Origin of the sequence: Aeromonas salmonicida subsp. salmonicida (assembly GCF_001643305.1) — a bacterium.
In the GTDB taxonomy this organism is placed as follows: domain Bacteria; phylum Pseudomonadota; class Gammaproteobacteria; order Enterobacterales; family Aeromonadaceae; genus Aeromonas; species Aeromonas salmonicida.
On sequence record NZ_LSGW01000062.1, the window covers coordinates 1 to 20,904 of the forward strand.

General features: G+C 60.4%; 30 protein-coding genes. 27 read left to right on the forward strand and 3 right to left on the reverse strand.

Annotated features, from left to right (window positions below):
- The first annotated feature begins 70 nt into the window (after nucleotides 1–70).
- The 9 genes from AXW79_RS10170 to AXW79_RS22230 all read left to right on the forward strand — a co-directional run bounded on the left by AXW79_RS10170 (nucleotide 71) and on the right by AXW79_RS22230 (nucleotide 6,170).
- Complete coding sequence (locus tag AXW79_RS10170) at nucleotides 71–523, forward strand: hypothetical protein (RefSeq protein ID WP_005322225.1); 453 nt, start codon at nucleotides 71–73, stop codon at nucleotides 521–523.
- Nucleotides 524–590: 67 nt separating this feature from the next.
- On the forward strand, nucleotides 591–767 hold the full coding sequence (locus AXW79_RS23315; RefSeq protein WP_162829731.1) for a hypothetical protein: 177 nt from the start codon (nucleotides 591–593) through the stop codon (nucleotides 765–767).
- A 14-nt stretch (nucleotides 768–781) separates the two neighbouring features.
- Entirely contained in the window at nucleotides 782–1,045 is a 264-nt protein-coding gene (locus AXW79_RS10175) for a helix-turn-helix domain-containing protein (RefSeq protein WP_063977640.1), read from the forward strand.
- 56 nt (nucleotides 1,046–1,101) lie between these two features.
- Nucleotides 1,102–1,311, forward strand: a complete 210-nt coding sequence (locus AXW79_RS10180) for a hypothetical protein (protein WP_063977641.1) — start codon at nucleotides 1,102–1,104, stop codon at nucleotides 1,309–1,311.
- The gene (locus tag AXW79_RS10185) at nucleotides 1,308–1,613 is read left to right on the forward strand and encodes a hypothetical protein (protein WP_005314503.1); all 306 of its coding nucleotides are present in this window, start codon (nucleotides 1,308–1,310) and stop codon (nucleotides 1,611–1,613) included. Before AXW79_RS10180 ends, AXW79_RS10185 begins: the two co-directional genes overlap by 4 nt.
- Complete coding sequence (locus tag AXW79_RS10190; protein ID WP_063977642.1) at nucleotides 1,610–1,867, forward strand: hypothetical protein; 258 nt, start codon at nucleotides 1,610–1,612, stop codon at nucleotides 1,865–1,867. Before AXW79_RS10185 ends, AXW79_RS10190 begins: the two co-directional genes overlap by 4 nt.
- Nucleotides 1,864–4,137: a replication endonuclease gene (locus AXW79_RS10195; protein ID WP_063977643.1), complete on the forward strand. Its 2,274-nt coding sequence runs from the start codon at nucleotides 1,864–1,866 to the stop codon at nucleotides 4,135–4,137. Before AXW79_RS10190 ends, AXW79_RS10195 begins: the two co-directional genes overlap by 4 nt.
- 202 nt (nucleotides 4,138–4,339) lie before the next feature.
- Complete coding sequence (locus AXW79_RS22860) at nucleotides 4,340–5,029, forward strand: hypothetical protein (RefSeq protein ID WP_011898583.1); 690 nt, start codon at nucleotides 4,340–4,342, stop codon at nucleotides 5,027–5,029.
- Between the two features lie 97 nt (nucleotides 5,030–5,126).
- Nucleotides 5,127–6,170: a hypothetical protein gene (locus AXW79_RS22230; RefSeq protein WP_011898582.1), complete on the forward strand. Its 1,044-nt coding sequence runs from the start codon at nucleotides 5,127–5,129 to the stop codon at nucleotides 6,168–6,170.
- 142 nt (nucleotides 6,171–6,312) lie between these two features.
- Here the strand turns inward: AXW79_RS22230 and AXW79_RS10200 are convergent, their stop codons facing one another.
- From AXW79_RS10200 to AXW79_RS10210, 3 genes are all read right to left on the reverse strand, one after another.
- A complete protein-coding gene (locus tag AXW79_RS10200) occupies nucleotides 6,313–6,564 on the reverse strand; it encodes an ogr/Delta-like zinc finger family protein (protein WP_005314494.1) in 252 nt (83 codons plus the stop codon).
- A gap of 65 nt (nucleotides 6,565–6,629) precedes the next feature.
- Complete coding sequence (locus AXW79_RS10205; RefSeq protein WP_005314491.1) at nucleotides 6,630–7,646, reverse strand: phage portal protein; 1,017 nt, start codon at nucleotides 7,644–7,646, stop codon at nucleotides 6,630–6,632.
- Complete coding sequence (locus AXW79_RS10210) at nucleotides 7,643–9,463, reverse strand: terminase large subunit domain-containing protein (protein WP_005314486.1); 1,821 nt, start codon at nucleotides 9,461–9,463, stop codon at nucleotides 7,643–7,645. The genes AXW79_RS10205 and AXW79_RS10210 overlap by 4 nt, the downstream gene beginning before the upstream one ends.
- Before the next feature lie 253 nt (nucleotides 9,464–9,716).
- Here AXW79_RS10210 and AXW79_RS10215 point away from each other — a divergent pair, with 253 nt between their 5' ends.
- From AXW79_RS10215 to AXW79_RS10290, 18 genes are all read left to right on the forward strand, one after another.
- On the forward strand, nucleotides 9,717–10,493 hold the full coding sequence (locus tag AXW79_RS10215) for a GPO family capsid scaffolding protein (RefSeq protein WP_100766247.1): 777 nt from the start codon (nucleotides 9,717–9,719) through the stop codon (nucleotides 10,491–10,493).
- A gap of 9 nt (nucleotides 10,494–10,502) precedes the next feature.
- A complete protein-coding gene (locus AXW79_RS10220; protein ID WP_011898578.1) occupies nucleotides 10,503–11,555 on the forward strand; it encodes a phage major capsid protein, P2 family in 1,053 nt (350 codons plus the stop codon).
- A 3-nt stretch (nucleotides 11,556–11,558) separates the two neighbouring features.
- On the forward strand, nucleotides 11,559–12,287 hold the full coding sequence (locus tag AXW79_RS10225) for a phage terminase small subunit (protein ID WP_005314473.1): 729 nt from the start codon (nucleotides 11,559–11,561) through the stop codon (nucleotides 12,285–12,287).
- A gap of 115 nt (nucleotides 12,288–12,402) precedes the next feature.
- The gene (locus AXW79_RS10230; protein WP_005320305.1) at nucleotides 12,403–12,864 is read left to right on the forward strand and encodes a head completion/stabilization protein; all 462 of its coding nucleotides are present in this window, start codon (nucleotides 12,403–12,405) and stop codon (nucleotides 12,862–12,864) included.
- Nucleotides 12,861–13,379: a phage tail protein gene (locus AXW79_RS10235; RefSeq protein ID WP_005320302.1), complete on the forward strand. Its 519-nt coding sequence runs from the start codon at nucleotides 12,861–12,863 to the stop codon at nucleotides 13,377–13,379. Before AXW79_RS10230 ends, AXW79_RS10235 begins: the two co-directional genes overlap by 4 nt.
- A gap of 2 nt (nucleotides 13,380–13,381) precedes the next feature.
- Nucleotides 13,382–14,068 (forward strand): phage virion morphogenesis protein, encoded by a 687-nt coding sequence (locus AXW79_RS10240; protein ID WP_005320300.1) that lies wholly within the window; start codon nucleotides 13,382–13,384, stop codon nucleotides 14,066–14,068.
- 4 nt (nucleotides 14,069–14,072) lie between these two features.
- Nucleotides 14,073–15,209, forward strand: a complete 1,137-nt coding sequence (locus AXW79_RS10245) for a DUF2586 domain-containing protein (RefSeq protein ID WP_043151478.1) — start codon at nucleotides 14,073–14,075, stop codon at nucleotides 15,207–15,209.
- Between the two features lie 3 nt (nucleotides 15,210–15,212).
- Nucleotides 15,213–15,668, forward strand: a complete 456-nt coding sequence (locus AXW79_RS10250) for a phage protein (RefSeq protein ID WP_011898576.1) — start codon at nucleotides 15,213–15,215, stop codon at nucleotides 15,666–15,668.
- 9 nt (nucleotides 15,669–15,677) lie between these two features.
- Entirely contained in the window at nucleotides 15,678–15,887 is a 210-nt protein-coding gene (locus AXW79_RS10255) for a TraR/DksA family transcriptional regulator (protein ID WP_005322541.1), read from the forward strand.
- A gap of 23 nt (nucleotides 15,888–15,910) precedes the next feature.
- Nucleotides 15,911–16,237 (forward strand): phage holin, lambda family, encoded by a 327-nt coding sequence (locus AXW79_RS10260; RefSeq protein WP_043144985.1) that lies wholly within the window; start codon nucleotides 15,911–15,913, stop codon nucleotides 16,235–16,237.
- Nucleotides 16,224–16,685 carry a glycoside hydrolase family 24 protein gene (locus tag AXW79_RS10265; protein WP_005320289.1) on the forward strand — a complete coding sequence of 154 codons (462 nt, stop codon included), beginning with the start codon at nucleotides 16,224–16,226 and terminating at the stop codon, nucleotides 16,683–16,685. Before AXW79_RS10260 ends, AXW79_RS10265 begins: the two co-directional genes overlap by 14 nt.
- Nucleotides 16,682–17,116 (forward strand): hypothetical protein, encoded by a 435-nt coding sequence (locus tag AXW79_RS10270; protein WP_005320288.1) that lies wholly within the window; start codon nucleotides 16,682–16,684, stop codon nucleotides 17,114–17,116. Before AXW79_RS10265 ends, AXW79_RS10270 begins: the two co-directional genes overlap by 4 nt.
- A complete protein-coding gene (lysC, locus tag AXW79_RS23755) occupies nucleotides 17,013–17,243 on the forward strand; it encodes an Rz1-like lysis system protein LysC (RefSeq protein WP_231109902.1) in 231 nt (76 codons plus the stop codon). Before AXW79_RS10270 ends, lysC begins: the two co-directional genes overlap by 104 nt.
- Nucleotides 17,240–17,503 (forward strand): putative phage tail assembly chaperone, encoded by a 264-nt coding sequence (locus tag AXW79_RS10275; RefSeq protein WP_005320284.1) that lies wholly within the window; start codon nucleotides 17,240–17,242, stop codon nucleotides 17,501–17,503. Before lysC ends, AXW79_RS10275 begins: the two co-directional genes overlap by 4 nt.
- A gap of 50 nt (nucleotides 17,504–17,553) precedes the next feature.
- On the forward strand, nucleotides 17,554–17,688 hold the full coding sequence (locus AXW79_RS24140) for a DUF6890 family protein (protein WP_370881568.1): 135 nt from the start codon (nucleotides 17,554–17,556) through the stop codon (nucleotides 17,686–17,688).
- A 9-nt stretch (nucleotides 17,689–17,697) separates the two neighbouring features.
- Entirely contained in the window at nucleotides 17,698–19,749 is a 2,052-nt protein-coding gene (locus AXW79_RS10280; RefSeq protein WP_005320282.1) for a phage tail tape measure protein, read from the forward strand.
- Nucleotides 19,750–19,763: 14 nt separating this feature from the next.
- Complete coding sequence (locus tag AXW79_RS10285; RefSeq protein WP_043145185.1) at nucleotides 19,764–20,087, forward strand: DUF2590 family protein; 324 nt, start codon at nucleotides 19,764–19,766, stop codon at nucleotides 20,085–20,087.
- The coding region (locus AXW79_RS10290) for a baseplate J/gp47 family protein (protein ID WP_063977644.1) at nucleotides 20,084–20,904 on the forward strand (821 nt) is incomplete at its 3' end. The genes AXW79_RS10285 and AXW79_RS10290, both read left to right, overlap by 4 nt.

Here is a 20,904-nt window from a genome sequence, read left to right on the forward strand (position 1 = left end):
GTACCAGCCCTGGCATGCGCATCAGACATCCTGATCCAAAGCATGACCATGTGAAAAGGAGGAACCCACCATGCAACAACCAAATACCGAGCAACGCAATCTGGCTGGCCTGACGCCCCTAGAGCAAATCGAAATGAATACAGCCGGTTGCCTGCTGCTGCGCGAACTGTTCGGCATGACGCGCTCAAGTCTGGATACCGACTGGCTGGCGATCAGCTCAGCCAAGAAGGCTGCTATTTGCGCCATTGCCCATCAACCACGCGGCGAACTGATGACCGCCACCCTGTCTGCACTGCCACACCAGCAGCGAGAAGCCATCCGGCTGGCCGTGATTGCGTTGGATTATCAGGGCGGATTCCGCTGCGGCTGTGACACCAAGCTGTGGCACCCGGCACCAACCACCAGACCGATGGGAGATATCGAGAGAGAGAAGAAAGAGCGAGCCGCCAAGCTGCGCATGAAGCGGGCCGTGCTGGCCGCCAGTGAGATGAGCAGACAGGGCCCGTGTGCCATCGGGCAATAAAAAAGCCCGCATTACGGAGCTGTAACTCCAAGCGGGCCTTCATCAACAACCTCCCCAGGAAGTCGATATGACAACTTTAGCGATCCCCTGCGCGCTGCGCAACCTTCGTATCCAGCAACGCAAGCTGACGGGCCGGTATGGCGCCCGTCTTAGCCAATATCCCGACGGCATTGCGGTTATCGAGCGCTCCACCGCGCTGGCTTGGGCCTCTCTGTTTCACCGCATCCCCACCTGCACCGCTTAACAAGGAACCTGACCATGACCGCACAACCGACCCAGATCAATTTACTGAACCATCATGCTGCCAAACGCCTGCGCCAGTTACGGGAACAGATGGCCTTGAGCCGCCCCAAGTTTGCCGATCTGCTGGGCATTCCGCCAACCACGATTAAGAACTACGAACTGGGGTACCGCGAGATTGGCGGCGGCCTGTTCCTGTTGATTGCCCACCATCCGGACCTGAAACAGCACATCGACTGGCTGCTGACCGGGCAAGCTCCCAGCCAGATAGCGGAGGCATGACGATGGCCATCGTTATCACTCGCCACACCCCACGCGATAGATCGGAGGGAGCCAGCATGAGCATTGACGCCATTCATATCGCCCAACGGGCCGAGCTGACCCTGTTGCTGCTGCTGACCGAACTTCTGGCTAGCGGCGAGCAGGAGAACCGCATCGCCCTTGGGGCTCTCTACTCGGGCGACCAATACATCCAAGTGCAACTGATTGTGACCAGCAGGCCAGAGGATCTGCTGGATGACGATTCAGTGATGGGGGACGAGGCATGACAGATGAGCTGTTTGAACTGGAGGCCCCGACTGATGAGCTAGGCAGAGAAACCGGCCCAGCTCATATGCAGCCGCCGGCATCGGTCAGCCAGTTGACCAAACACTGGCAAGCGGCACACGCAGAGTTCGAGAGAACAAGTAACTGCCCTCGAACAGAAGTAGATGAGCTGCTGGCACTGGGCGCGATCCGCGCCTTGTACTGGCTGGCGCTGGGCAGTGCTGAAACCGCGCTGGCAACCACCATTGCGAACTGGTGGGCGGATGTGTCGCCCATGCACGGACTGGGGGCAACCATCAAATGAACTACCGCCTGATATCAATGATGGAGCGGGACTTGGGTTGGTGGTGGGAAGACCTGCGGGGCGCCAGTGCCCGCCTGCGTGGGTACCAGCACCTGCTCATCGAGTGCCGCCAGCTCTCGCCAAGGCCAAAGGCCACCATCGCGCTGACACTGCGCCAGTGCACAGCGGCCCGTCGCATCTGTGCCCACTCCTCCCTGGTGATCAAGGGCCACCGCTGTGCCCTCAACTCCCTGCTAGGTACTACTGTCCAATGAACCGCCAGACCACCAAGCTGCCGCTGTCCAGGAGGACACTGCGGCAGCGTATCGATACCCTTGCCAACTCCCTGCCCGGTATCGACATCAGCGCCCTTGGCCCCGTCTTTATCGGTACCCCAGGCCAGAGCGATCTGGTCTGGGCCATTCAACTGTTCGATGGCCTGTCATCACAGCTCACCCTGACTCTGTTCAAGCAGTACATGCGCCGCCGTAAAGATGGCACAAGCCGGAACTGCCGCAGCGCCAACATCTGGTTGCGTGAACGCACTGAATGGGTGCGCGGTCTTATCCAGGCGATCCCGGTCGACCCGCAGACCATGCGCGATGAAGAGGGGCGCAAGCGTGTCGCTCATCTGTTCGCCAACCAGACGGCCGCGATCTGGCGCCACATCGAACAGGGCATCAAAGCCGGCGATGTACCGGATCTGCTGCTGACCTGGGAAGCCATCCGCCAACCGGCCGATCAGTGGAAGTTCACCCCTCGGATGCCCAAGTTCAAGCGCCAGGAAAACCAGGATGAATGGATTATTCGGGTGATGGTTCGCCTGCTCTCTGCCAAGTGGTGGGAACGCAGGGTTAACCGTTGCTGGGACAGGCTGCAGGAGCACGTTGCCATTTTGCTCGGCAAGGTACGCAAAGGCGTATCCGCCTATATCTCGAACGCCACCATGAAGGTGGTGCGCGAGCGTAAGCGGGCAATGCTGCGCTGGCTGGCAGAGTCTGAGGTGATGAACACCCAGCACGATCTGGTGGTATCGATGAAGGATTGCTGGGAAGCCAGCACCTCCAACCCGGTCAACCGCCGCAATGAAATGATGACCCGCATGCGCGGCTTTGAGGACTACGCTGAGGAGCAGGGCCATGTGGGGGTGTTCTTCACTTGGACGGCCCCGAGCCGCTTCCATTCTTGGAAGACAGGCCGCAACGGCAAGACCATCGAAAACGAGAAGTATGAAGGCGCCACCCCGCGCGAAACCTGCGCCTATATGGGAAAGCTGTGGAGCCGTGCCCGCTCATATTTGAAACGTTGGGGTATGCCGCTCTATGGCTTTCGGGTCTGCGAACCTCACCATGACGGGACCCCTCACTGGCATCTGCTGCTGTTTATGCGCCCGGCCGACAAATGGCGGGTGATAAGCACCCTCCAGCATTACGCCCTGAGCCATAACCTCCAGGAGCTGGAGCGCAACAACCTAGGGATCCCCTTCACCGACATCACCCCCCGCTTTGACTGGAAGGAGATCGACCCAACCAAGGGAGATGCCACCGGCTACATCGCTGCCTATATCGCCAAGAACATCGATGGCGAGCACGTCGATGGAGATGACGAAGCTGGCACCAAAGCAGACATAGGTGCCCAGCATGCCTGCGCTTGGGCGAGTTGGTGGGGGATCCGCACCTTCCAGCAGATCGGCGGCGCCCCGGTCGGGGTGTGGCGCGAGCTGCGCCGCATCAGCAACGCCAAGAAGCACGGCGATCTGGTGGGGCCACCCAAACCCGTGTTGCAAGACCCGCGCTTTGAGGCGGCCCGCTATGCCGCTGATAACGGCATCTTTCGCTGCTACCTCCACGCCATGGGCGGAGCACTGGCCACTCGTGCCGAGCACCCCATCAAGCTGGCCCACCTCATCGAGGAGCAGGCCAACTGCTACGGCGAAGACATCAAGCGCTTGATGGGACTGCACACCGCCCGCTTGGGTATCAAAACCCGCCTGCAAGGGTGGGAAGTGGTGCCCGAAGGCACCTACCAGGCCACCAAGGCCGCCAGGGGTTCAGGTTTGGGGGTTGGGGTTAAGTCGGGCGACAGCCCGGCTCCTTGGAGCTCTGACAATAACTGTACGCAGCCGGATCCAGCGGCCTTCGCGGATCAGTTAATGGCAAAGCAATGGGGTTTATCACCTTTCTCTATCGGGCGTTTGCGGGCTGGCGCCAGCGTCACAGCTGACGGTTTCACCCTCTGGCTTGAGAACGGCCAGATGCAGTCAAGCCGAGCGATACCCAATGAACCTGATTGGATACTAGATGGCCAGCGGCCAGCCGAACAGGCCGGAGCGGATGAATACGCGATCCCGGTTGATGACCAGGATTGGCCTATGCTGGTTGAGCTGTGCGGCAAGGTCTACCAGGCGAAGGGCCATACCGGCACCCGCAGCTGGATCGAGATGCTGCCGCAGCCCTATCAGTCAGAGATGTGGCGGGTGCTGGAGGGGCTGGATGTGCCGCAGTGGCTGCAAGAGCAGGATGACTACAGCGAGGAGTTAGCATAAACAGCAAGCTGACCTTCATTCGGGAAAAGAGAATGTTCAAGAGAATACGTCTAGACAATTGACATATGTTGGCAATATTATGATTCTAAGGTGATTTTTTCTGTAATGGTCTCAGCCGTGATACGGCGTTATATGGAAGTCTATATAAATGGATTAATACCGATTTCCATCTAATCACTGTTAACCTCAATAAGGAAATTGCATGCCATTCAATGCAAATCTGCTTCCAGAACCACAAAATGAATATGTGGCATGGGTCGACGTTATGGGAATTCAGTCGGCCATGAGCCGTTCGTTAAGTATCTCAGCAAATTTTGTTTTCAAACTTCATATCGCAGCCCTCAGCGCTCCTAGAGAAAACGTACAAATATATCCAGTAATGGATGGTTTTTATGCGTGTTCACCATGTCAAAATGCAATGCTCGCGTTTTTACGCAATGTATTAACAACAATGGGAAGCATCTTCCTTGAAACCCCGCAGCCCTTACATAGATTTATTGCCCGTGGAGCACTGGCATTCGGGCCGGTAATTCATGGCTCGCAAGTTCCTGACGGCGTTGATCCCGGCCTAGTCGGCCATGAGCAGTACAAATCTGCAATTTTGCTCGGCATGCCCATAGTGCAAGCCAATAAAGCGGAGGGTTTTGCACCACCATTTGGCATTTACATACATGAGTCAGCCCGGGCATTTGCACCGGATGGCCAGCAACCTTTTCACCATGTATGGTGGAAATGGGTTAATCCTGACGTCAGTCATGTTTGGAATAATCTTCTTGAGCGTCTGAGCTCGCACTACGAGTGGTGCAGTGGCAGGCCAAATCGTTTGCTTTATGACGCTACAAGGATCTCAGCACATAAACAGCTTGCAACCGAATACTTCTCAGCGGATTGAGGCTAACAATGCGCTCAACTGTCGCTCACTTCGTTCACTGGACACCCAAAAGCTACGCTTTTGAACGCCCGTTAACTTAATCGTTAGAGGAAAAGGAATGGACCTCTTTACTCCAGTCGTAGAACCGGAAAAATTCCACAAGAACTTTGCATCGGTACTTGTATCGTTTCGTGAAACAGAGAGGCGACTATTAGAGGAGTGGGCGAATGGTTTCGTAGATAGAGATGGTAAGTTTGTCAAAGAATTCCAGACGACATTCAATTCGTCATTCTGGGAGATATACCTATACGCATTGTTTAAAGAATACAAACTATCAGTAAATTGGTCTTATCCAACACCAGATTTTCATCTAAGCTCAACTAATTGTGAGTTCATAGTCGAGGCCGTAACAGCAAATTCTGCACATGGAAAACCAAATGAATGGGATAAAACATTCAGCCGTGAAGAGTTAGAAAAGCTGCGAAGGTTCAAAGAATTAAACACAGAAGCAATCGTTAGACTATCAAATGCAATTATTGCAAAAGTTAGAAAGTACAATGAAACTTATAAAAGACTAGCACATGTTGCGGGAAAGCCTTTCATTCTAGCTATCGCACCTTTTGAGCAGCCTCATTTTAATTTTCAGCATGACAGGCCAATAAGAGCCCTACTCTTCGATCATTATGTAGATGAAGATGCATATTTAGATAATCCAGAAGCATTTCCGGATGGTCCGCCAAGTGTAAATCTTGAATATGTAACAAAAGAAAATGGTGCCGAGATTCCCCTAGGCCTTTTCAAGGACGACTCATTATCTGAGGTAAGCGCGGTAATGTTTAGCTGCTTGGCGACATGGGGAAAACTCAGTGCAATGTCAAACAATCCGGCAACCAATACGATCGTGGACTCTCTTTGGGCCACTCCGCCAAGAGGTGCTCCAGAAAAGCGCTCATGCTCTCCTTCTGAACACGGTGAAAAAATACTAGATGGACTACAGATCTACCATAATCCGTTCGCATCTAAACCACTACCTCCAGAAGTATTCAGAGCACCTCGAGTGGTACAGCATTACGTTAACCACAAAACCGGAGAATGGCAGTATGAGGGCCACACACAAGCGCTTCTATTTAGGCAAGTACATGCTAGACCCAAGACGAAATGAATCCTCTAACAAAAAGTTTAACAACGCTCATTCCTCGCTCGGACGTGCTAACGCGCGCTGGTTAACTTGTCTTTAGGTCATGACAAGATCTCAAAAGCAATATACGACGGTGTCGAGCAAATTGGGAATAACACTGGGGGTATTATTGCGCCCCCAGTCCTTTGAGTACCAACTGCCGCCCCTCTGGCGTCAGTGAGCCCATGATGCTGAGCACCAGTTGGTTTGTCGTCTTTGCAGACGGGCTCAGTGTATGAGCAAACGACAAGGTGGCCACCCAGCTGTGACCACACTCGGCGTCAATACACTGGCAATAGAGATCCGAGACATCATTGCTCAGCCGATTGGTTTTGGTAATGCGGCCACGCTGGCCACACACTTTGCAATAAACCCGCATCACCCCTCCCGATAAATCAAACATGCAATCAATAGATGTGATCTTACCCTAAAAGAACTGGCTTTTTATACAGTTGCACCCACCGCATCCCGAAAATCGACCCAGAGGGAGCGAGGGAGTCCCGCGCTGTTGATGGCATCCTGGATAAGCTCACAGAGCGGCAGCACCTCGTTTCGGGCATAGGTGGCGTCGTACTTCTCGGGATCCCCTAACCCTCCCCCACCATTGGTTGGAATAATGCCGGCCAGCGCCGCCGGAAAGCGGTGACTGGTCAATACGTCCTGAGCGGTGATCCCCTTGATGGCGGCAAACTCATCCTTGGTAGCGATGTCCCCCACCGGGATCAGCTTGATGCCGTCGGGCTTGCCATCCGGGATGTTGACGAACATGGAGCGAAAATTCCCCACCCCCTTGCTGTTGGCGATCTTGTCCTTCATCTCCTGTTCGGTGTCATCGTCCATGTTCGGGTCGGTGGCGTAGAAGATGAACCCCATGTGGGCGCCGTTGAGGAAGTATTTGCGCCGAAACAGGGTAGCGTCCTGGTTGAGCAGGGCCGACTGCAGGCCCCCTAGGTAATCGGGCATGCCATAGACCTGCTGCTCGGGGTCGTACTGGGCCAGCCAAATGACATCCTCCGGCCGGTAAATTAGGTTCGGCTTGCCCGACTGCTGCAGGTAAACAAAGCAGCCGTCTTCACGGCGGCGCAGGTAGACGCTGGAGAGCGGGTGCAGCCCCACCACCTGGCCAAAACCGTTGCGAATTTTAAGCAGTCCCGCGTCCCCGAACTGCAGATAGTTGTGCACGAACGCCGTGATGGTGGCCCTCTGGTTGGTAAAGCGCCCCGCCACCATGTTGCGCCTCGCCATCAGGATGGCCCCGTGGTGGGCATTGGCTCGCGCCACCTTGGCCAACCCCTTGCGCTCGATGGGGGGCTGGTAATACTCGCCGTAGGGGTTGTAGAACACCCCTGTGTAATCAGTCATCCAGGCGGTGGGGTCTATCTCTTCCGGCATGCTGAACACCACGGAGGGGCGCGTGGAAGGGGTGGCCACCTTGGCCGGTGCTTGCTGTCGTTTGGTCATGCTGCCTTTCTCTCCTGGCTGGTGACCCAGCTGGATTTGCGTTTGCGGTTTGTATCGAGTGGCTCGTTGGCCACGGCGTGGGCGATGGCAAAGAACACGTCGGCGTGGCCAGTCACGTTGTCGCGGGCGGCCCGAAACGTCATCTGGCCGCCGCCGGTGGTGCTGCGCTTGATGGCAAGGAACGCCAGCGGAATATCCCGGTCCGTGCTGTCCCACTCGATGCGGTTGGCCTCCACCACGTCGATCATCTTGAGTACCAGCCGCGACTTGCTCTCGATGCTGTAGTTGATGGGGTGACACACCCCTTTGAATACGGGTTTCAAGAGGTCAAACACCCCGGCACCGATGCCGGACACATCGACCCCCAGATAGGTGACCCTAAACTTCTTGGCGATGCGCTCTATCTCTTGTGCCTGGTACTGGAAGTTGAGACCCCGCCAGTAGTGCTTTTCCAGCACCCGGAACCGCTCACCGGCAACGGTGGGCGGGGCAACCACCACCAGGGTGGCGTTGTCGCGGGTGCGGCTCGGGTCGTAGCCCATCCATACCTCTCGCCGACCGAACGGGTCAGGCCGCCCGGGTTTGTAGTCCTCCCACCGGGTCGGATCCACCCCGGCCCGCTCCATGTCCTGGAACTTAAACACCGACAGGGCATCGTCGATAAACCGGCACAGGTAGAGGCGATCAAACACCTCCTCCGGGTATTCGTCTTTGAGCTCCTCGATGTCGATGAGGTTACAGCCCAGGCGTATGGCATCCTCGATGGTGATGACGTAGCGCCACTGCCGATCGGGACAGATGCGGCCCCCGTCGCGCAAGTCGTCTTCACCAGGGAAGTCAACAGCCTGCCGGCTTGGGCGAGTCCCCTTCCAGCGATCCCCAGTCCAGAACCGGTACGCTTCGTGCACCTTGCTCGATGGGGTCGAAAAGTAGGTTTTGCGCCAATGGCTCTGGGTGGCCATGGCACTGGAGACATCGGAGAGCCGCTCGAAGTTGGGGATCCAGAAATACTCATCGATGTAGACGTTGCCCGAGCGAGACTGGGCGCTGTTGGAGTTGGTGGAGCAAAAGATAAGCTCGGCCCCGTTCGACAAGACGATGGGGTTGCCGGTCAGGGTGACGCCGAGGAAGGTCTGAGCAATCTTGCAGATATAGGAGCGGAACACCTCCGCCTGGGCCCGGGTGGCTGAGAGGAATATCTGGTTGCCACCGGTCAGAATGGCATCTTCCAGCGCCTCGCCGGCGAAGTAGTAGGTCATGCCGATCTGGCGTGACTTGAGGATATTGCGGGTGCGCGGCAAGGACGGATCGTTCTTGGCCTCCCGACAGCGCAACTGATAGCCAAACAGGGTACCCAGCCACTCGCTAAAGTCTGCCTCTGTCAGGTGGCCGATCTGGTTCTTGCCCTTCTTGCCGCCCCTCCCCTTACTACTGCCGCCATCCTGGCCGCCTCGGCCACGGCGCGGCCGCTCGGCAGCGGGTTCATCGCCACTCTCGTGGCTGGCGGTGAGCGCCTGCTGGCGTTCCGCCCACTTGAGGGCTTTCTCTTTGAGGCTGACATGGTGGCCGATGAGTCGATCCAGCTCATCCTGCTCGCCCGGGGTTTTCTTCTCGCGATCCAGCAGCACATTGACCCGCCGGGCGATGGCATCCTCCACCGCCTCATCCGTGAGCAACTCCCGCCAGCCGAGCTTCTCGGCCCAGTAGTAGACAATGCGACAGGAGTTGAGCCCCAGTTCGTCCTTGATCTCCTGGGGGGTCCATCGCTTAAGGTAGAGTCCCTTCGCAGCCTTGCGGATCTCTTCGGGATACGCCATGGCGCCTCCATCGATATGAATGATGGCGCCATCATAGCCAGCCCATTACCCCCACTTATCCCACTGATGTTCTGAGCAATTCGGATATCCCACTGGATCCGAATCCCCCCGAACACAACTGGATGAAACCCCCTCGCCGACCCGATAGCCTGAGCCCGCATCTTATTGGGAGCAGGCATGAACGAATCAACCTTGAGAACTGGCTGGGTCTGTATCGCCACCGAAGGCTATTACCCGCGACTGGCTCACCGACATGGCCGAGACCTACGACCCAACCTATTACACCGCCGTCATCTGGCCCGAGCACGATCGCTGGTCCAGCTATGGCACCGTGCAGGCGCTCAAGACCGAAGAGGCCGATGGCAAATTCAAGCTGTTCGCCATCCTCTGCCCCAACCGGGATCTCATCTACTGGAACCAGAGCGGCCAGTATCAGTTCTGCTCCATTGAGCCATTCGAGCAATTTGCCGATCTCGGCCGCACCTACTTGATTGGCCTGGGCGTTACCGACCAACCCGCCAGTACCGGCACCACCTACCTCAAGTTCAGCAACAGCAACAAGGGCCAGACCGTCGGCACCAGTGAGCCGCTGGATCTCTCCATGCTCACACTGCCCAAGCACGAAAAGACCGATGGCTTCATGGCCAAATTTTTCAGTTTTATGGCCAGCCATGGTGAACCTGCCCCCAAACCTACCCCCAGCCACCCCGAGGATGAGGAAATGAAACCAGAACAGTTCGATCAAATGCTGGGGGCCCTGACCGGCCTTGGCGACAAGATCGATTCTTTCAGCGTCAAGCTGGAAACCCAACCGGCCCCCGAGCAGCCCACCGCCCTGGTCACCGATCCCGCCACCGTTGACGACAAGCCAAGTATCACCGCCGAGCAGTTCACCAAGTTGGAGCAGACCCTGACCGGCCTGACCGACAAGTTCAGCGAGCTGAACGGCAAGATCGACCAGTTCTCTGTCGAGAAGCCGGGCCAACGCCCGGGCGCGCTCGGCGGTGACGATACCCCCACCGCATATTAAGGAGCGACCGTGAGTCAGACCCTAACCGTCCAGGCCCGTCAGCGCCTCGAAAAATACAGTGCTGCCCTGGCCAAGACCTATGGCATCCCCGTTAACGTGCTGGACAAACAGTTCAGCGTCATCAGTGGCCCCGTGGAAACCGGTCTGCGCGCGGGCCTGCTCGCCTCTGTCGAGTTCCTCGGTCTCATCACCTGTATGGATGTGGATCAGATCAAGGGCCAGGTGGTGCAAGTCGGCATCGGCAAGCTGTTCACCGGCCGCAAGAAAAATGGCCGCTTCAACGGCAAGATCGGCGTGGATGGCAACACCTACGAACTGAGCGAGACCGATTCGTGTGCCTCGCTCGACTGGGCAACCCTGTGTGTCTGGGCCAACGCCGGCAACGAGGGCGAGTTCATCCGCCTGGTCGGTGAGTTCATCAACACGGCATTCGCCCTCGACATTGTGCGGGTCGGCTGGAATGGCGTTTCTGCCGAAGAGACGACCGACCCGGAGAAAAACCCGCTGGGTGAAGACGTCAACAAGGGGTGGCACCAGATAGCCCGTGAGTGGAACGAAGGCAGCCAGATCATCAAGGCCAAAGCCGGCGAGAAGATCCGCTTCGACCCGGACGGCAAGGGCGATTACAAGACCCTGGACGAGATGGCCTCCGACCTTATCAACACCACCATCGATCCGCTGTTTCGCCAAGACCCGCGCTTAGTGGTACTGGTCGGTACCGAACTGGTGGCGGCGGCCCAAGCCAAGCTCTACAGCGAAGCCACCAAGCCGAGTGAGCAGATCGCCGCCCAGAAGCTGGCCGAGTCCATCGCCGGGCGCAAGGCCTACATCCCACCCTTCTTCCCGGGCAAGCGGATGGTAGTCACCACTCTGGACAACCTGCACTGCTACACCCAGCGCGGTACGCGCAACCGCAAGGCCGAGGATAACCAGGATCGCAAGTGCTTCGATAACCAGTACTGGCGCATGGAAGGCTATGCCCTGGGCGAGCACCTGGCCTATGGCGGCTTTGAAGAGGCCGACATCGAGATCGGCGCCGCGCCGGCAGTGCCCGAGGCCTAAGCCATGAGCTCACCCGGTCAACGTCACAAGCAACGCGTGCAAGCCATGCAAGGGGCGCAGCAAACCGCCAGCTCAGGCATCGCCACCGGCGCCGTGGCGGACAGCCTGCACCTGCAGATGATTGCCCTGGAACAGGACATCGTTCGGCTGCGCAAGCTGGCGCGCATTGGGGATCGGGTGAACATGAAACGCGATGAGCTGATGCCCAAATACCGTCCCTATGTGGAGCGCTATCTGGCCGCTGTCGCGGAGTCGGGCCAGCCCTACCAGAACGAGCTGTTTCAGCGCCTCATCATCTGGGCCTTTGACGTCGGGGACTTTGATGCCGGCATTGCCTGGGCAGAGCTCGCCATTGCCCAGGGCCAGCGCACCCCGAACAACATCAAGCGCGACTGGGCCCACTTTGTGGCCGACACCGTGCTGGAGTGGGCCGAGAAACAAGCGGCCGAAGGCCATGCCGTCGAGCCCTGGTTCTCCCGGGTGTTTGACAAGGTGCGCAATGACTGGCGCCTCAACGAACGGCTGACCGCCAAGTGGTTCAAGGCGGCAGGTTGTCTTCTGCTGCGTGACCATGACGGCCAACCCCGCCCCAGCGCCGTGGGCAACAGCGCCACTCTGGAGCAAGCCGATCACTGGCTGGCCCAGGCCGACCAACTGCACGGCAAGGTGGGCGTTGGCACCTTGCGCCAAAAGATTGCCATGCGCCTGCGGGTGCTGAACCCAGAGCAATAACGACTATCCGCGCCACCGCACCCCGGCGCGAATGCCATGGGCAGCCTCTGGCTAACCCAGCGGCAATTGCGTGGCTTCAGGGGTGCTCCATTTCAACCAACCAGCGAGGCACGCCATGTTTGCAGGCAAGAACGTCGACTACAGCGCCGCCACTATCCGCAATGACGGGTTCTGGCCGGATGTGGCCGTGGCCGATTTTGAGCGCCGCCGTGCCCTGCCTGCCGATCTGGATGCCCAGACCACCGGCGCCGCCCTGCTGGCCGCCATCTCTGAAATCAACCTGCAGCTCGCGACTCATCAGGCCGCGCTGCAGGCCAAGGGCTATGCCACCGCTGCCGAGGTCCCCGGGCCCAGTCTGGAAGGCGGCAGCAATGCACTGACCGAGCAGTACCTGGCCGCGGTGTTTGCCCGTGCCAAGGCGGCGCTGCTGCCCGAATTCGCCAGCGTCACCGAGCGGGCCACCGCCAACAACCAGCTGGAGCGATCGCCAGACCAACGCGCCCAGCTACTGGCCGAGAGTCAGCAACGGGTGCGCAGCATCAAGGGCAAGCACAGGACGGGGGTCTCGCTGATATGAGTCACGATCTGCACGAGCAACAGGCCCAAGGCTACTTCCTGCAAGCGCTCCACGCCGAGCTGCTGCGAGTGCTGCCGGCCAAGTGCCACACCCACCTGGATAGCTGGATGGAGAACGGCACCATCCGGCTGGAGCCCAAAAACATGGGCCCCACCGGGGTTGACGTGGCCTGGCTCACCTATCAGGCGGTGTTCACCATCGAGCAGCTGCCGTTTCGCGAGCTGGATCCCGCCATTGTGCTGGCCGCTGTCGCCGCCTGGGTGCAGGAGCATGACGCAGTCCGCGAGCAGTTTGCGCTGCCCGATCCCGAATACGCCGTCACCCCGAACGATGAGAAAACGGCTGACCTTGAGATCCAGCTCCCCTTCACCGAACCACTGCGCCTGGTGGAGCACCCGCAAGGTCCCATCAACTGGCTCGGCAAGCGCTGGAACGTGGCCCCCTATGACATTTGGGTCGCCGAGCAGATTGACCTGAATGTGGGGAACACCGGCCACCACAGTGTCGGGGCCTAAGCATGATCAGCATCACCCTGGACAGTCGCCGCACCCAGGAGCAGCTCAAGCTGCTGGCCCTGTCGCCCAAGCAGCGCAAGCGCCTGGTGTGGCGGGCAGCGGCTGAGCTCAAGAAGCTGGCCGCCCGTCACGTACGCCAACAGCAAGACCCCAACGGCAGTGCCTGGGCTCCGCGCAAACGGGGCAAGCGCAAGATGCTGCGCGGCCTGCCCAAGCTGTTGGAGATCCACGCCCCCCGCCAGGACGTGGCGGAAGTGGGCTTCAAGAAAGGCCCCATGAGTGCCCACGCTGGGGTTATCGCCAACACCCACCAGAAGGGGCACACCTACCAGGTGAGCGCGGCCAGCCGGCGCCGCATTGCGCCCAGTGAAGGCAGCAAGAACAAGCCGGCCACCAAGGCACAGGCCCGCAAGCTGCGGGAGTTGGGGTTCAAACGCCCGGGCAAGCGCAAGCGCTCATACCGCTCGGCCTCGCTCGGCTGGATCACCAGCAGCCTCAACTACGCCCAGGCCGGCCTGCTCATCAAGAAGCTCAAGGATGAACCGGTGAAAGAGCGCTGGGAGATAAAGCTCCCTGCCCGCCCGTTCCTAGGCGCCAACACCCGGCAGCGGGAACAAGCCTTTGCCCGCGCCCTGCAGAGCATCGACTACGGCTGGGACGTCAACAAACAAGACCTGAAGGGGAACTAACGCCATGTGGCCTTATGTACAGATCAACAACTTAAACCAGATGCAGGGGCCCGTGACCGAAGTCGAGCGCCACCTGCTGTTCATCGGTAGCGCCGCCAGCAACACCGGCAAGCTGCTCTCCCTCAACACCCAGTCAGACCTCGACCAGTTGCTGGGAAGCGGTGACAGCGAGCTCAAGGCCAACCTGCTGGCCGCCCGCGATAACGCCGGCCAGAACTGGACCGCCGCCGCTTACGTGCTGCCCACCGACAAGCCCTGGCTCGATGCCGCCCGCGAGGCGCAGCAGACCCAGTCCTTTGAAGGCGTCCTGGTACTGGGTCAGGTGTGGGATCAGGTGAGCATCAACGCCGCCCACGCCCTCAACCAGGAGCTGATCGCCAAGTGGGGGCGCTGGCAGTTCATGCTGCTGGCCGTCCCCGGCATTGTCGCCAAGGCCGCCGGCAAAAACGCTACCGCCCAAGACTGGAGCGAGTACGAGGCCGCCTTGGCTGCCTTGCAAGATGGCATCAAGGCCGATTCGGTTGGCCTGGTGCCACAGCTTTGGCCCAACCTCATCGGCGCCTATGCGGGCCGCCTGTGCAACCGGGCGGTGAGCATCGCCGACAGCCCCTGCCGGGTGAAGACCGGCGCCCTAGTCGGCCTTGGCAACAAGCCGGTGGACAAGGACGGGATCCCGCTGCCGCTGGCCACCCTGCAGACCCTGGAGAAGAGCCGCTACTCGGTGCCGATGTGGTACCCGGACTATGACGGCATCTATTGGGCTGATGGCCGCCAGCTCGATGCCGAGGGCGGCGACTACCAGGTGATCGAGAACCTGCGGGTCGCCTACAAGGTGGCGCGCCGGATCCGTATTCGTGCCATCGCCCGCATCGGGGATCGCTCGTTCAACTCCACCCCGGGCAGCACCGCCGCCGCGGTGACCTACTTTGGCAAGGACCTGCGCGAGATGGCCAAGGCCGCCACCATCAATGGCCAGCCGTTCCCCGGCGACATCGCCTCCCCCAAAGATGGCGACATCAGCATCCAGTGGATTGCCAAGAACTTGGTCTCTGTCTATGTGGTGGTGCGCACCGTGGACTGCCCCAAGGGGATCACCGTCAACATCATGCTCGATTTGAGCCTCAACAACGGGGAGGGCTAAGCAATGACCCGTCGTGTTTCCGGTACCAGCTTTGATACCACCCTGATGGGGGCCATGGTCCACGTTGAAAAGGCCAGCCTCTCCATCACCGACAACAGCGCCGTGGCCCAGACCCGAGGCGTCCCGGATGGCTATGTGGATGGGGACGTCTCGGCGGAGCTCGAATTCGAGCTCGATACCAAGAACCTCAAGCTGCTGGCCGAGGCTGCCAAACGGGCCGGCAGCTGGCGCGGGATGGAGCCGGACGATGTGCTGTTCTACGCCGACACCGGCAGCGAGCAGATGAAGGTGGAGGCCTTTGGCGTGAAGCTCTTGGTCTCTGACTTGCTCGACATCGATCCCAAAGGCGGCAGCAAGAGCGTGCACAAGGTGAAAGGTTTTGTGACTTCCCCCGATTTTGTTCACCTCAATGGCGTGCCGTACCTCTCCAAGGACGACACCCGCCACCTGCTGGGTTAAGGAGGCTCTGTGGACGATATCGACCGCGCCAACCAACACGCCGCCCGCATGCTGACCACCAATCTGGCCCGCCAGGTGGGCAAGGGGCACTACCAGGGCATGAGCCTGCATCACTGCGAGGAGTGCGACGACCCGATCCCCGAGGCCCGTCGCCACCATGTGCCGGGGGTGCGCCTGTGCGTTCCCTGCCAAACCCGCATTGAGCAGCTGGCCCGCTAACCCGAGCAACGGACATGAACCCTATGCCAAACAAAGACCCCATCATCGGCGCCGCCATTCTGGCCTGGCTGATGGACAACTGGCCCGCCGTCTATGGGGCACTGCTGGCGCTGGCCATCGCCTTCCTGCGCATTACCTACACCGGCGGGCGGGGCCGTCGCCGACTGATCGAATCCCTGCTGTGCGGGCTTATCACGTTGGCCGCGGCCACCGGCACCCAATTACTCGGGATCCCGCCAGAGGCGACCCCGTTCCTGGGTGGTGTGGTGGGCCTTATCGGGATCGACATCCTGCGAGACAAAGCCACCCGGCTCATCAATACCAAAGGTGGCAACGATGCCGCGCAGTAACTGCCACCCACAAATGGCCGCCTTTCTCGACCTGCTCGCCTATGCGGAGGGCACCAAGGGCCGGGGCGATGACGGGTACAACAAGCTGGTCAATCCGGCGGGTTTGTTCACCGACTACCGCACCCACCCGAACGTCAAAGTGCAGGTGAACCCGCGCCTGGTCAGCACCGCCGCCGGGCGCTATCAGTTCCTGTCCAAACACTGGCCCCACTACCGTGACCAGCTCGGCCTGCCGGACTTTGGCCCCGAGTCGCAAGACACCTGGGCCATTCAGCTCATCCGCGAGCGCAAAGCGCTGGCCGATGTGGTCGATGGCCGCATTGCCCAGGCGGTGCCTAAGTGCGCCAACATTTGGGCCAGCCTGCCTGGCGCCGGCTATGGCCAGCGCGAGCATCGGCTCGCCGACCTGCTGGCCAAGTTCACCGAGTTCGGCGGGGTACTGGCGTGAGCACGTTCATCCGGCTGTTGCCGGCCCTTATCGGGCTGGTGATTGGCACTGTGCTGTATGTCCAGGGCGAACGGCTCACCCTGCGCACCCTGGAGCTGGCCACCGCCAACGAGACCATCACCACCCTGCAGAGCGCCAACGACCAGATGGCCACCGAGTTCAAGACGCTGCAGCGCGAAGAGATTGGGCTGCGCAAGCTGCTCACCCACCAGAACGCCGCCCTGACCGAGCTTGACCAACAACAGAGGAAGACTGCCGATGACCTGCAACACGCCCTGGCCACACCGCCGGCGGGCCGCCCGGATTGCGCTCGCGAGCCTCTGCCTGTTGGCGCTCTGCGCCTGCTCCAGCCAGCCAAGGGCCGTGGTGCACACCCAAGTGGTGAAACGCCTGCCACCGCCGGGGCTGGTGCCCCACTGCCCGGAACCTGAATTTAACGGCACTACCTGGGGCGAGGCCGTGGCCTTTATCCCCACCCTGCAGGGCGCACTGCGCCGCTGCCAAACCCAACTCGACACCCTAAACGACTGGATAACCCAAGAGGAAACCACCCCATGAGCAAGCAAACCATCACCCTGACCATTGCCGGCACCGACATCTGCTTTGAGCCCACCCTGGTGGCCTACAACAGCTACATCAACGACCTGGCCATGAACGACAAGGTGGCACCGGCCCACAACTACCTGCGCAAGATTGTCAGCGCCGAGCACAAAGACGCCCTGAGCGACCTGCTCGCCCTGCCAGGCGCCGCCTTGCAGCTGACCGCCAAGGTCAACGAGGAGTTCGCGCCGGCGCTGGATATCACCGTAAAAAACTGACCGGGCGCGCCGAGGCCATCGAGCACAACCAGCTGGAACAGGTACTGGCGCTGCGGCGCCACTACCTGCCCCATGAAGAGGATGACCTCGACAGCCTGGCCCGCGCCCTCTGGTTTGATAAGCACGCCCGGGACACGCTCGCCTTTGCCGTCGCGCAGGGGATAGCGAAAGCCTTCAACGGATAAGAGACCCCTATGGCCTGGATGGAAAAACTGATGATGCAGGTGGCACTGGTGGACAATGCCACCAAGCCGCTGGCGGGCATCAACACCCAGATCGACCAGATCAGCAAAGCCGGTCGGCAGGGGTGGACCAACATGGCCATGGGGACCACCACAGTGGTGGCTGGTGCCATGGCGATCCAGAACGTGCTGGGCCCGGCTATCGAAATGGATCGGGCGCTGGCCGAAGTGGCCTCGCTCGATGTCCATGAGAAGACCCTCAAGCAGCTCTCCGATACCGCGCTGCGGTTCTCGGTGGACTATGGCGCCTCTGCCAGTGAGTTCGTGCGTGCCTCTTACGATATTCAATCCGCCATCGCCGGGCTTGAGGGTAACGAGCTGCCCGCCTTTGCCCGCGCCTCCGGCGTGCTGGCCAAGGCCACCAAAGCCGACACTGCCACCATCACCAACTACATGGGCACCATGTACGGCATCTTCGAGCAGCAGGCCAAGCGGATGGGCAAGGCCACCTGGGTAGAGGATGTGGCCGGCAAAACCGCCACCGCGGTGCAGATGTTCAAAACCACTGGCCAGGGCATGACTGACGCCTTCAAGGGCATTGGCGCCAACGCCACTGCCGCCGGGATCTCGATGGATGAGCAGTTCGCCGTGCTCGGCCACCTGCAAGCCACTATGGGCGGCGGCGAAGCCGGTACCAAGTTCAAGTCGTTTCTGTCCGGGATTGGCAGCGCCCAAAAGGCGCTTGGCCTGCAGTTCACCGACTCGGCGGGCAACATGCTGCCGGTGCTCGACGTGCTGGATAAGCTCAAAGCACGTTATGGCGAGACCCTGACCATTGCCGGCAGTGATGAGCTGAAAAAGGCGTTTGGCTCCGATGAAGCGGTGTCGATGATCAAGCTCCTGATGAGCAACACCAAGGGGCTGGCCAACAGCATCAATGCCCTGGGTAACACCCACGGCATGGGCAAGGCCGAGCAGATGGCAGCCGCCATGACCGACCAGTGGCAGCGGGTCGAGTCGGCCTGGTTTGCTATTCGGGCCGCCGCGTTCGGGGCGGTACTGCCTGCCATCAACCAGGTAGTGGGTGCCTTTGCCGATGGCGCGGATACCGTGCTGCGCTGGGCCCGCCTGTTTCCACACCTGACCAAGGCAGTCAGTTACGCCACCCTGGCCATCGTCGGGCTCGGCATGGTCACCGGTGTCTGGTTGCTGCTGGCGGGCCTGGCCAAGCTGGTGACCCTGGGCTGGGGCATCGTCATGATGGGGCTGCTCGCCCCGCTCAAGCTGCTGCGGGGCGCCATGGCGCTGATGCGCACCACGGTGTTGCTGGTCAACCTCGCCATGTACGCCAACCCGGTGCTGCTGATCGTGGGCGGTATCCTCGCCCTGGTCGCCGCCGTGGCGCTGGCCATCGTCTACTGGGACGAGCTCTATGCCGCCTTCTCGGTGCTGACCAGCTTTGAGCTGCTGGGCGCCTTCTTCAGTGGGCTGGCTGAGACATTCGGCCCCCTCGCCTCACAGGCGCTGGTCCCCATTGCTGACACCTTGGGGATCATCGTGACCTTGCTCGGCCAAGCCTGGGACTGGCTCGGTTCCTTCTTCGGTGCCACCGAGCAGGCCAGCCTCGGGGTCGATAGCGTGACCGATGCCGGCCGGCGCCTGGGCACTGTCCTCGGCGCCGTGTTTGAGGCCCTGCTCACCCCCTGGCAGTGGATCATCAAAGCCATTCGCTACGCCCTCGACCTGATGGGGATGATCCCGGGCATCGACATCGACACCAGCAAGCTGGTGATGCCGGATCTGAGCCTGCCCATGAGCGCCCAACTGCTGGCCCAACCGCAGACGGAGCGCATCAACGCCCCGCTCGCGAGCTACCGCCAGCAAGACCAGAGCGCAGTGCCAGCGGGTGGCCTGGGCCAACAACTGATCCAGGCCAACGCCGCGGCCAGCTCAACCAACCAGAAGCCAACCAAGGCCCTGCACATCGGCGAGGTGCACATGCACAACCAAAACCCCATGACCCCGGAACAGATGGCCGAGAACGCCTGGCTGGAGACCAAGTGATGAGCGCCCCCCTGATCCGCGACCCTAAGTACATCGATCTCCTGGTGGTCAATGGCGCCTGGCAACTCGATGCCGGCGGCCAGCCGCGCTACACCCAGGACCGCCACAGCATCGGTCAGGACATCAAGCACCGCATCATGGAGTCGGGGCTCGCCCGCAAGCTCATCGGCGAGCGCAGCCCGACCCTGCGCAGCGACGTGATGACCGAGATTGAACTGCTGGTAGAAGACGACGAGCGGCTGGTGCCCGGCACCATCCTCATCCGTGAAGAGGCCCCCGACCGGGTGCTGGTCACCGCTCGCACCTATGAATTCGGCGAACTGGAGGTAACCCTGTGAACCTGCGCCCGACCGTGGACTTTATGGCCCTGCTGGCCGAGACCGGCGTCCCGACCACCGAGCAGGCCATGGAGGCCGAGCTCAAAAAGGAGGTGGTGGCCGCCGGCTCCCTCATCACCAATGACAGCGACGTGAGCCCGTTCTGGCGGCTGGTGCGCGGGGTGGTCATCACCCCGGCGCTCTGGCTTATCCGCACGCTCTTGGCCGGCCATGTGCTGCCCAACACCTTCGCAGCCACCGCCACCGATGCCTATCTCGACCTCAAAGCCTGGGATGTGGACTTGACCCGCAAGGCCGCCCAGACCACCCGGGGCCTGGTCAACTTCGTCAAAGCCAACCCCAGCGAAGCTGCCACCATTCCGGCCGATATCTGGGTAGCCACCGAACGCATCAACGGCACCATCTATCGCCTCAAACCCCTGCAGGCGGTAGTGAGCCCGGCCGGCGAAGCCGTGGCCCGGGTGGTCTGCGAGGCGGAGTTCGCCGGCAGCGCCTGGAATCTGGCGCCCGGCTATTACAACCTGCTGAGCGAACCGGTCACCGGCATTCTGTCGGCCCGCAACGATGACAAGGAGTGGATCACCACCCAGGGCGCAGACGCCGAGGGCAATGACGCCCTGGGCCTGCGCATCCAGAACCAGTTTTCGGCGGTGGGGCGTTATCACATCGATGCGATTTACCGCTCCATGCTGGCGAGCGTCGCCGGCATTCGGGCCGACCACATCTTCTTCGAGCACGAGGCCCCGCGGGGTCCGGGCACCGCCAATGCCTACGTTCTGCTGGAGGTGGGCGCCACACCGGCCAGCCTGATTGAGCA

What these genes read in the sequence shown, in the direction of transcription:
- AXW79_RS10240 (WP_005320300.1), top strand. Translation starts at nt 13,382, where the DNA reads ATGATCAGCATCACCCTGGACAGTCGCCGCACCCAGGAGCAGCTCAAG.
- AXW79_RS10200 (WP_005314494.1), bottom strand. Translation starts at nt 6,564, where the DNA reads ATGCGGGTTTATTGCAAAGTGTGTGGCCAGCGTGGCCGCATTACCAAA.
- AXW79_RS10265 (WP_005320289.1), top strand. Translation starts at nt 16,224, where the DNA reads ATGCCGCGCAGTAACTGCCACCCACAAATGGCCGCCTTTCTCGACCTG.
- AXW79_RS10195 (WP_063977643.1), top strand. Translation starts at nt 1,864, where the DNA reads ATGAACCGCCAGACCACCAAGCTGCCGCTGTCCAGGAGGACACTGCGG.
- AXW79_RS10170 (WP_005322225.1), top strand. Translation starts at nt 71, where the DNA reads ATGCAACAACCAAATACCGAGCAACGCAATCTGGCTGGCCTGACGCCC.
- AXW79_RS10260 (WP_043144985.1), top strand. Translation starts at nt 15,911, where the DNA reads ATGCCAAACAAAGACCCCATCATCGGCGCCGCCATTCTGGCCTGGCTG.
- AXW79_RS23315 (WP_162829731.1), top strand. Translation starts at nt 591, where the DNA reads ATGACAACTTTAGCGATCCCCTGCGCGCTGCGCAACCTTCGTATCCAG.
- AXW79_RS10235 (WP_005320302.1), top strand. Translation starts at nt 12,861, where the DNA reads ATGAGTCACGATCTGCACGAGCAACAGGCCCAAGGCTACTTCCTGCAA.
- AXW79_RS22230 (WP_011898582.1), top strand. Translation starts at nt 5,127, where the DNA reads ATGGACCTCTTTACTCCAGTCGTAGAACCGGAAAAATTCCACAAGAAC.
- AXW79_RS10175 (WP_063977640.1), top strand. Translation starts at nt 782, where the DNA reads ATGACCGCACAACCGACCCAGATCAATTTACTGAACCATCATGCTGCC.
- AXW79_RS10185 (WP_005314503.1), top strand. Translation starts at nt 1,308, where the DNA reads ATGACAGATGAGCTGTTTGAACTGGAGGCCCCGACTGATGAGCTAGGC.
- AXW79_RS10180 (WP_063977641.1), top strand. Translation starts at nt 1,102, where the DNA reads ATGAGCATTGACGCCATTCATATCGCCCAACGGGCCGAGCTGACCCTG.
- AXW79_RS10275 (WP_005320284.1), top strand. Translation starts at nt 17,240, where the DNA reads ATGAGCAAGCAAACCATCACCCTGACCATTGCCGGCACCGACATCTGC.
- AXW79_RS10205 (WP_005314491.1), bottom strand. Translation starts at nt 7,646, where the DNA reads ATGACCAAACGACAGCAAGCACCGGCCAAGGTGGCCACCCCTTCCACG.
- AXW79_RS10245 (WP_043151478.1), top strand. Translation starts at nt 14,073, where the DNA reads ATGTGGCCTTATGTACAGATCAACAACTTAAACCAGATGCAGGGGCCC.
- AXW79_RS22860 (WP_011898583.1), top strand. Translation starts at nt 4,340, where the DNA reads ATGCCATTCAATGCAAATCTGCTTCCAGAACCACAAAATGAATATGTG.
- AXW79_RS10280 (WP_005320282.1), top strand. Translation starts at nt 17,698, where the DNA reads ATGGCCTGGATGGAAAAACTGATGATGCAGGTGGCACTGGTGGACAAT.
- AXW79_RS10215 (WP_100766247.1), top strand. Translation starts at nt 9,717, where the DNA reads ATGGCCGAGACCTACGACCCAACCTATTACACCGCCGTCATCTGGCCC.
- AXW79_RS10230 (WP_005320305.1), top strand. Translation starts at nt 12,403, where the DNA reads ATGTTTGCAGGCAAGAACGTCGACTACAGCGCCGCCACTATCCGCAAT.
- AXW79_RS10225 (WP_005314473.1), top strand. Translation starts at nt 11,559, where the DNA reads ATGAGCTCACCCGGTCAACGTCACAAGCAACGCGTGCAAGCCATGCAA.
- AXW79_RS10210 (WP_005314486.1), bottom strand. Translation starts at nt 9,463, where the DNA reads ATGGCGTATCCCGAAGAGATCCGCAAGGCTGCGAAGGGACTCTACCTT.
- AXW79_RS10190 (WP_063977642.1), top strand. Translation starts at nt 1,610, where the DNA reads ATGAACTACCGCCTGATATCAATGATGGAGCGGGACTTGGGTTGGTGG.
- AXW79_RS10250 (WP_011898576.1), top strand. Translation starts at nt 15,213, where the DNA reads ATGACCCGTCGTGTTTCCGGTACCAGCTTTGATACCACCCTGATGGGG.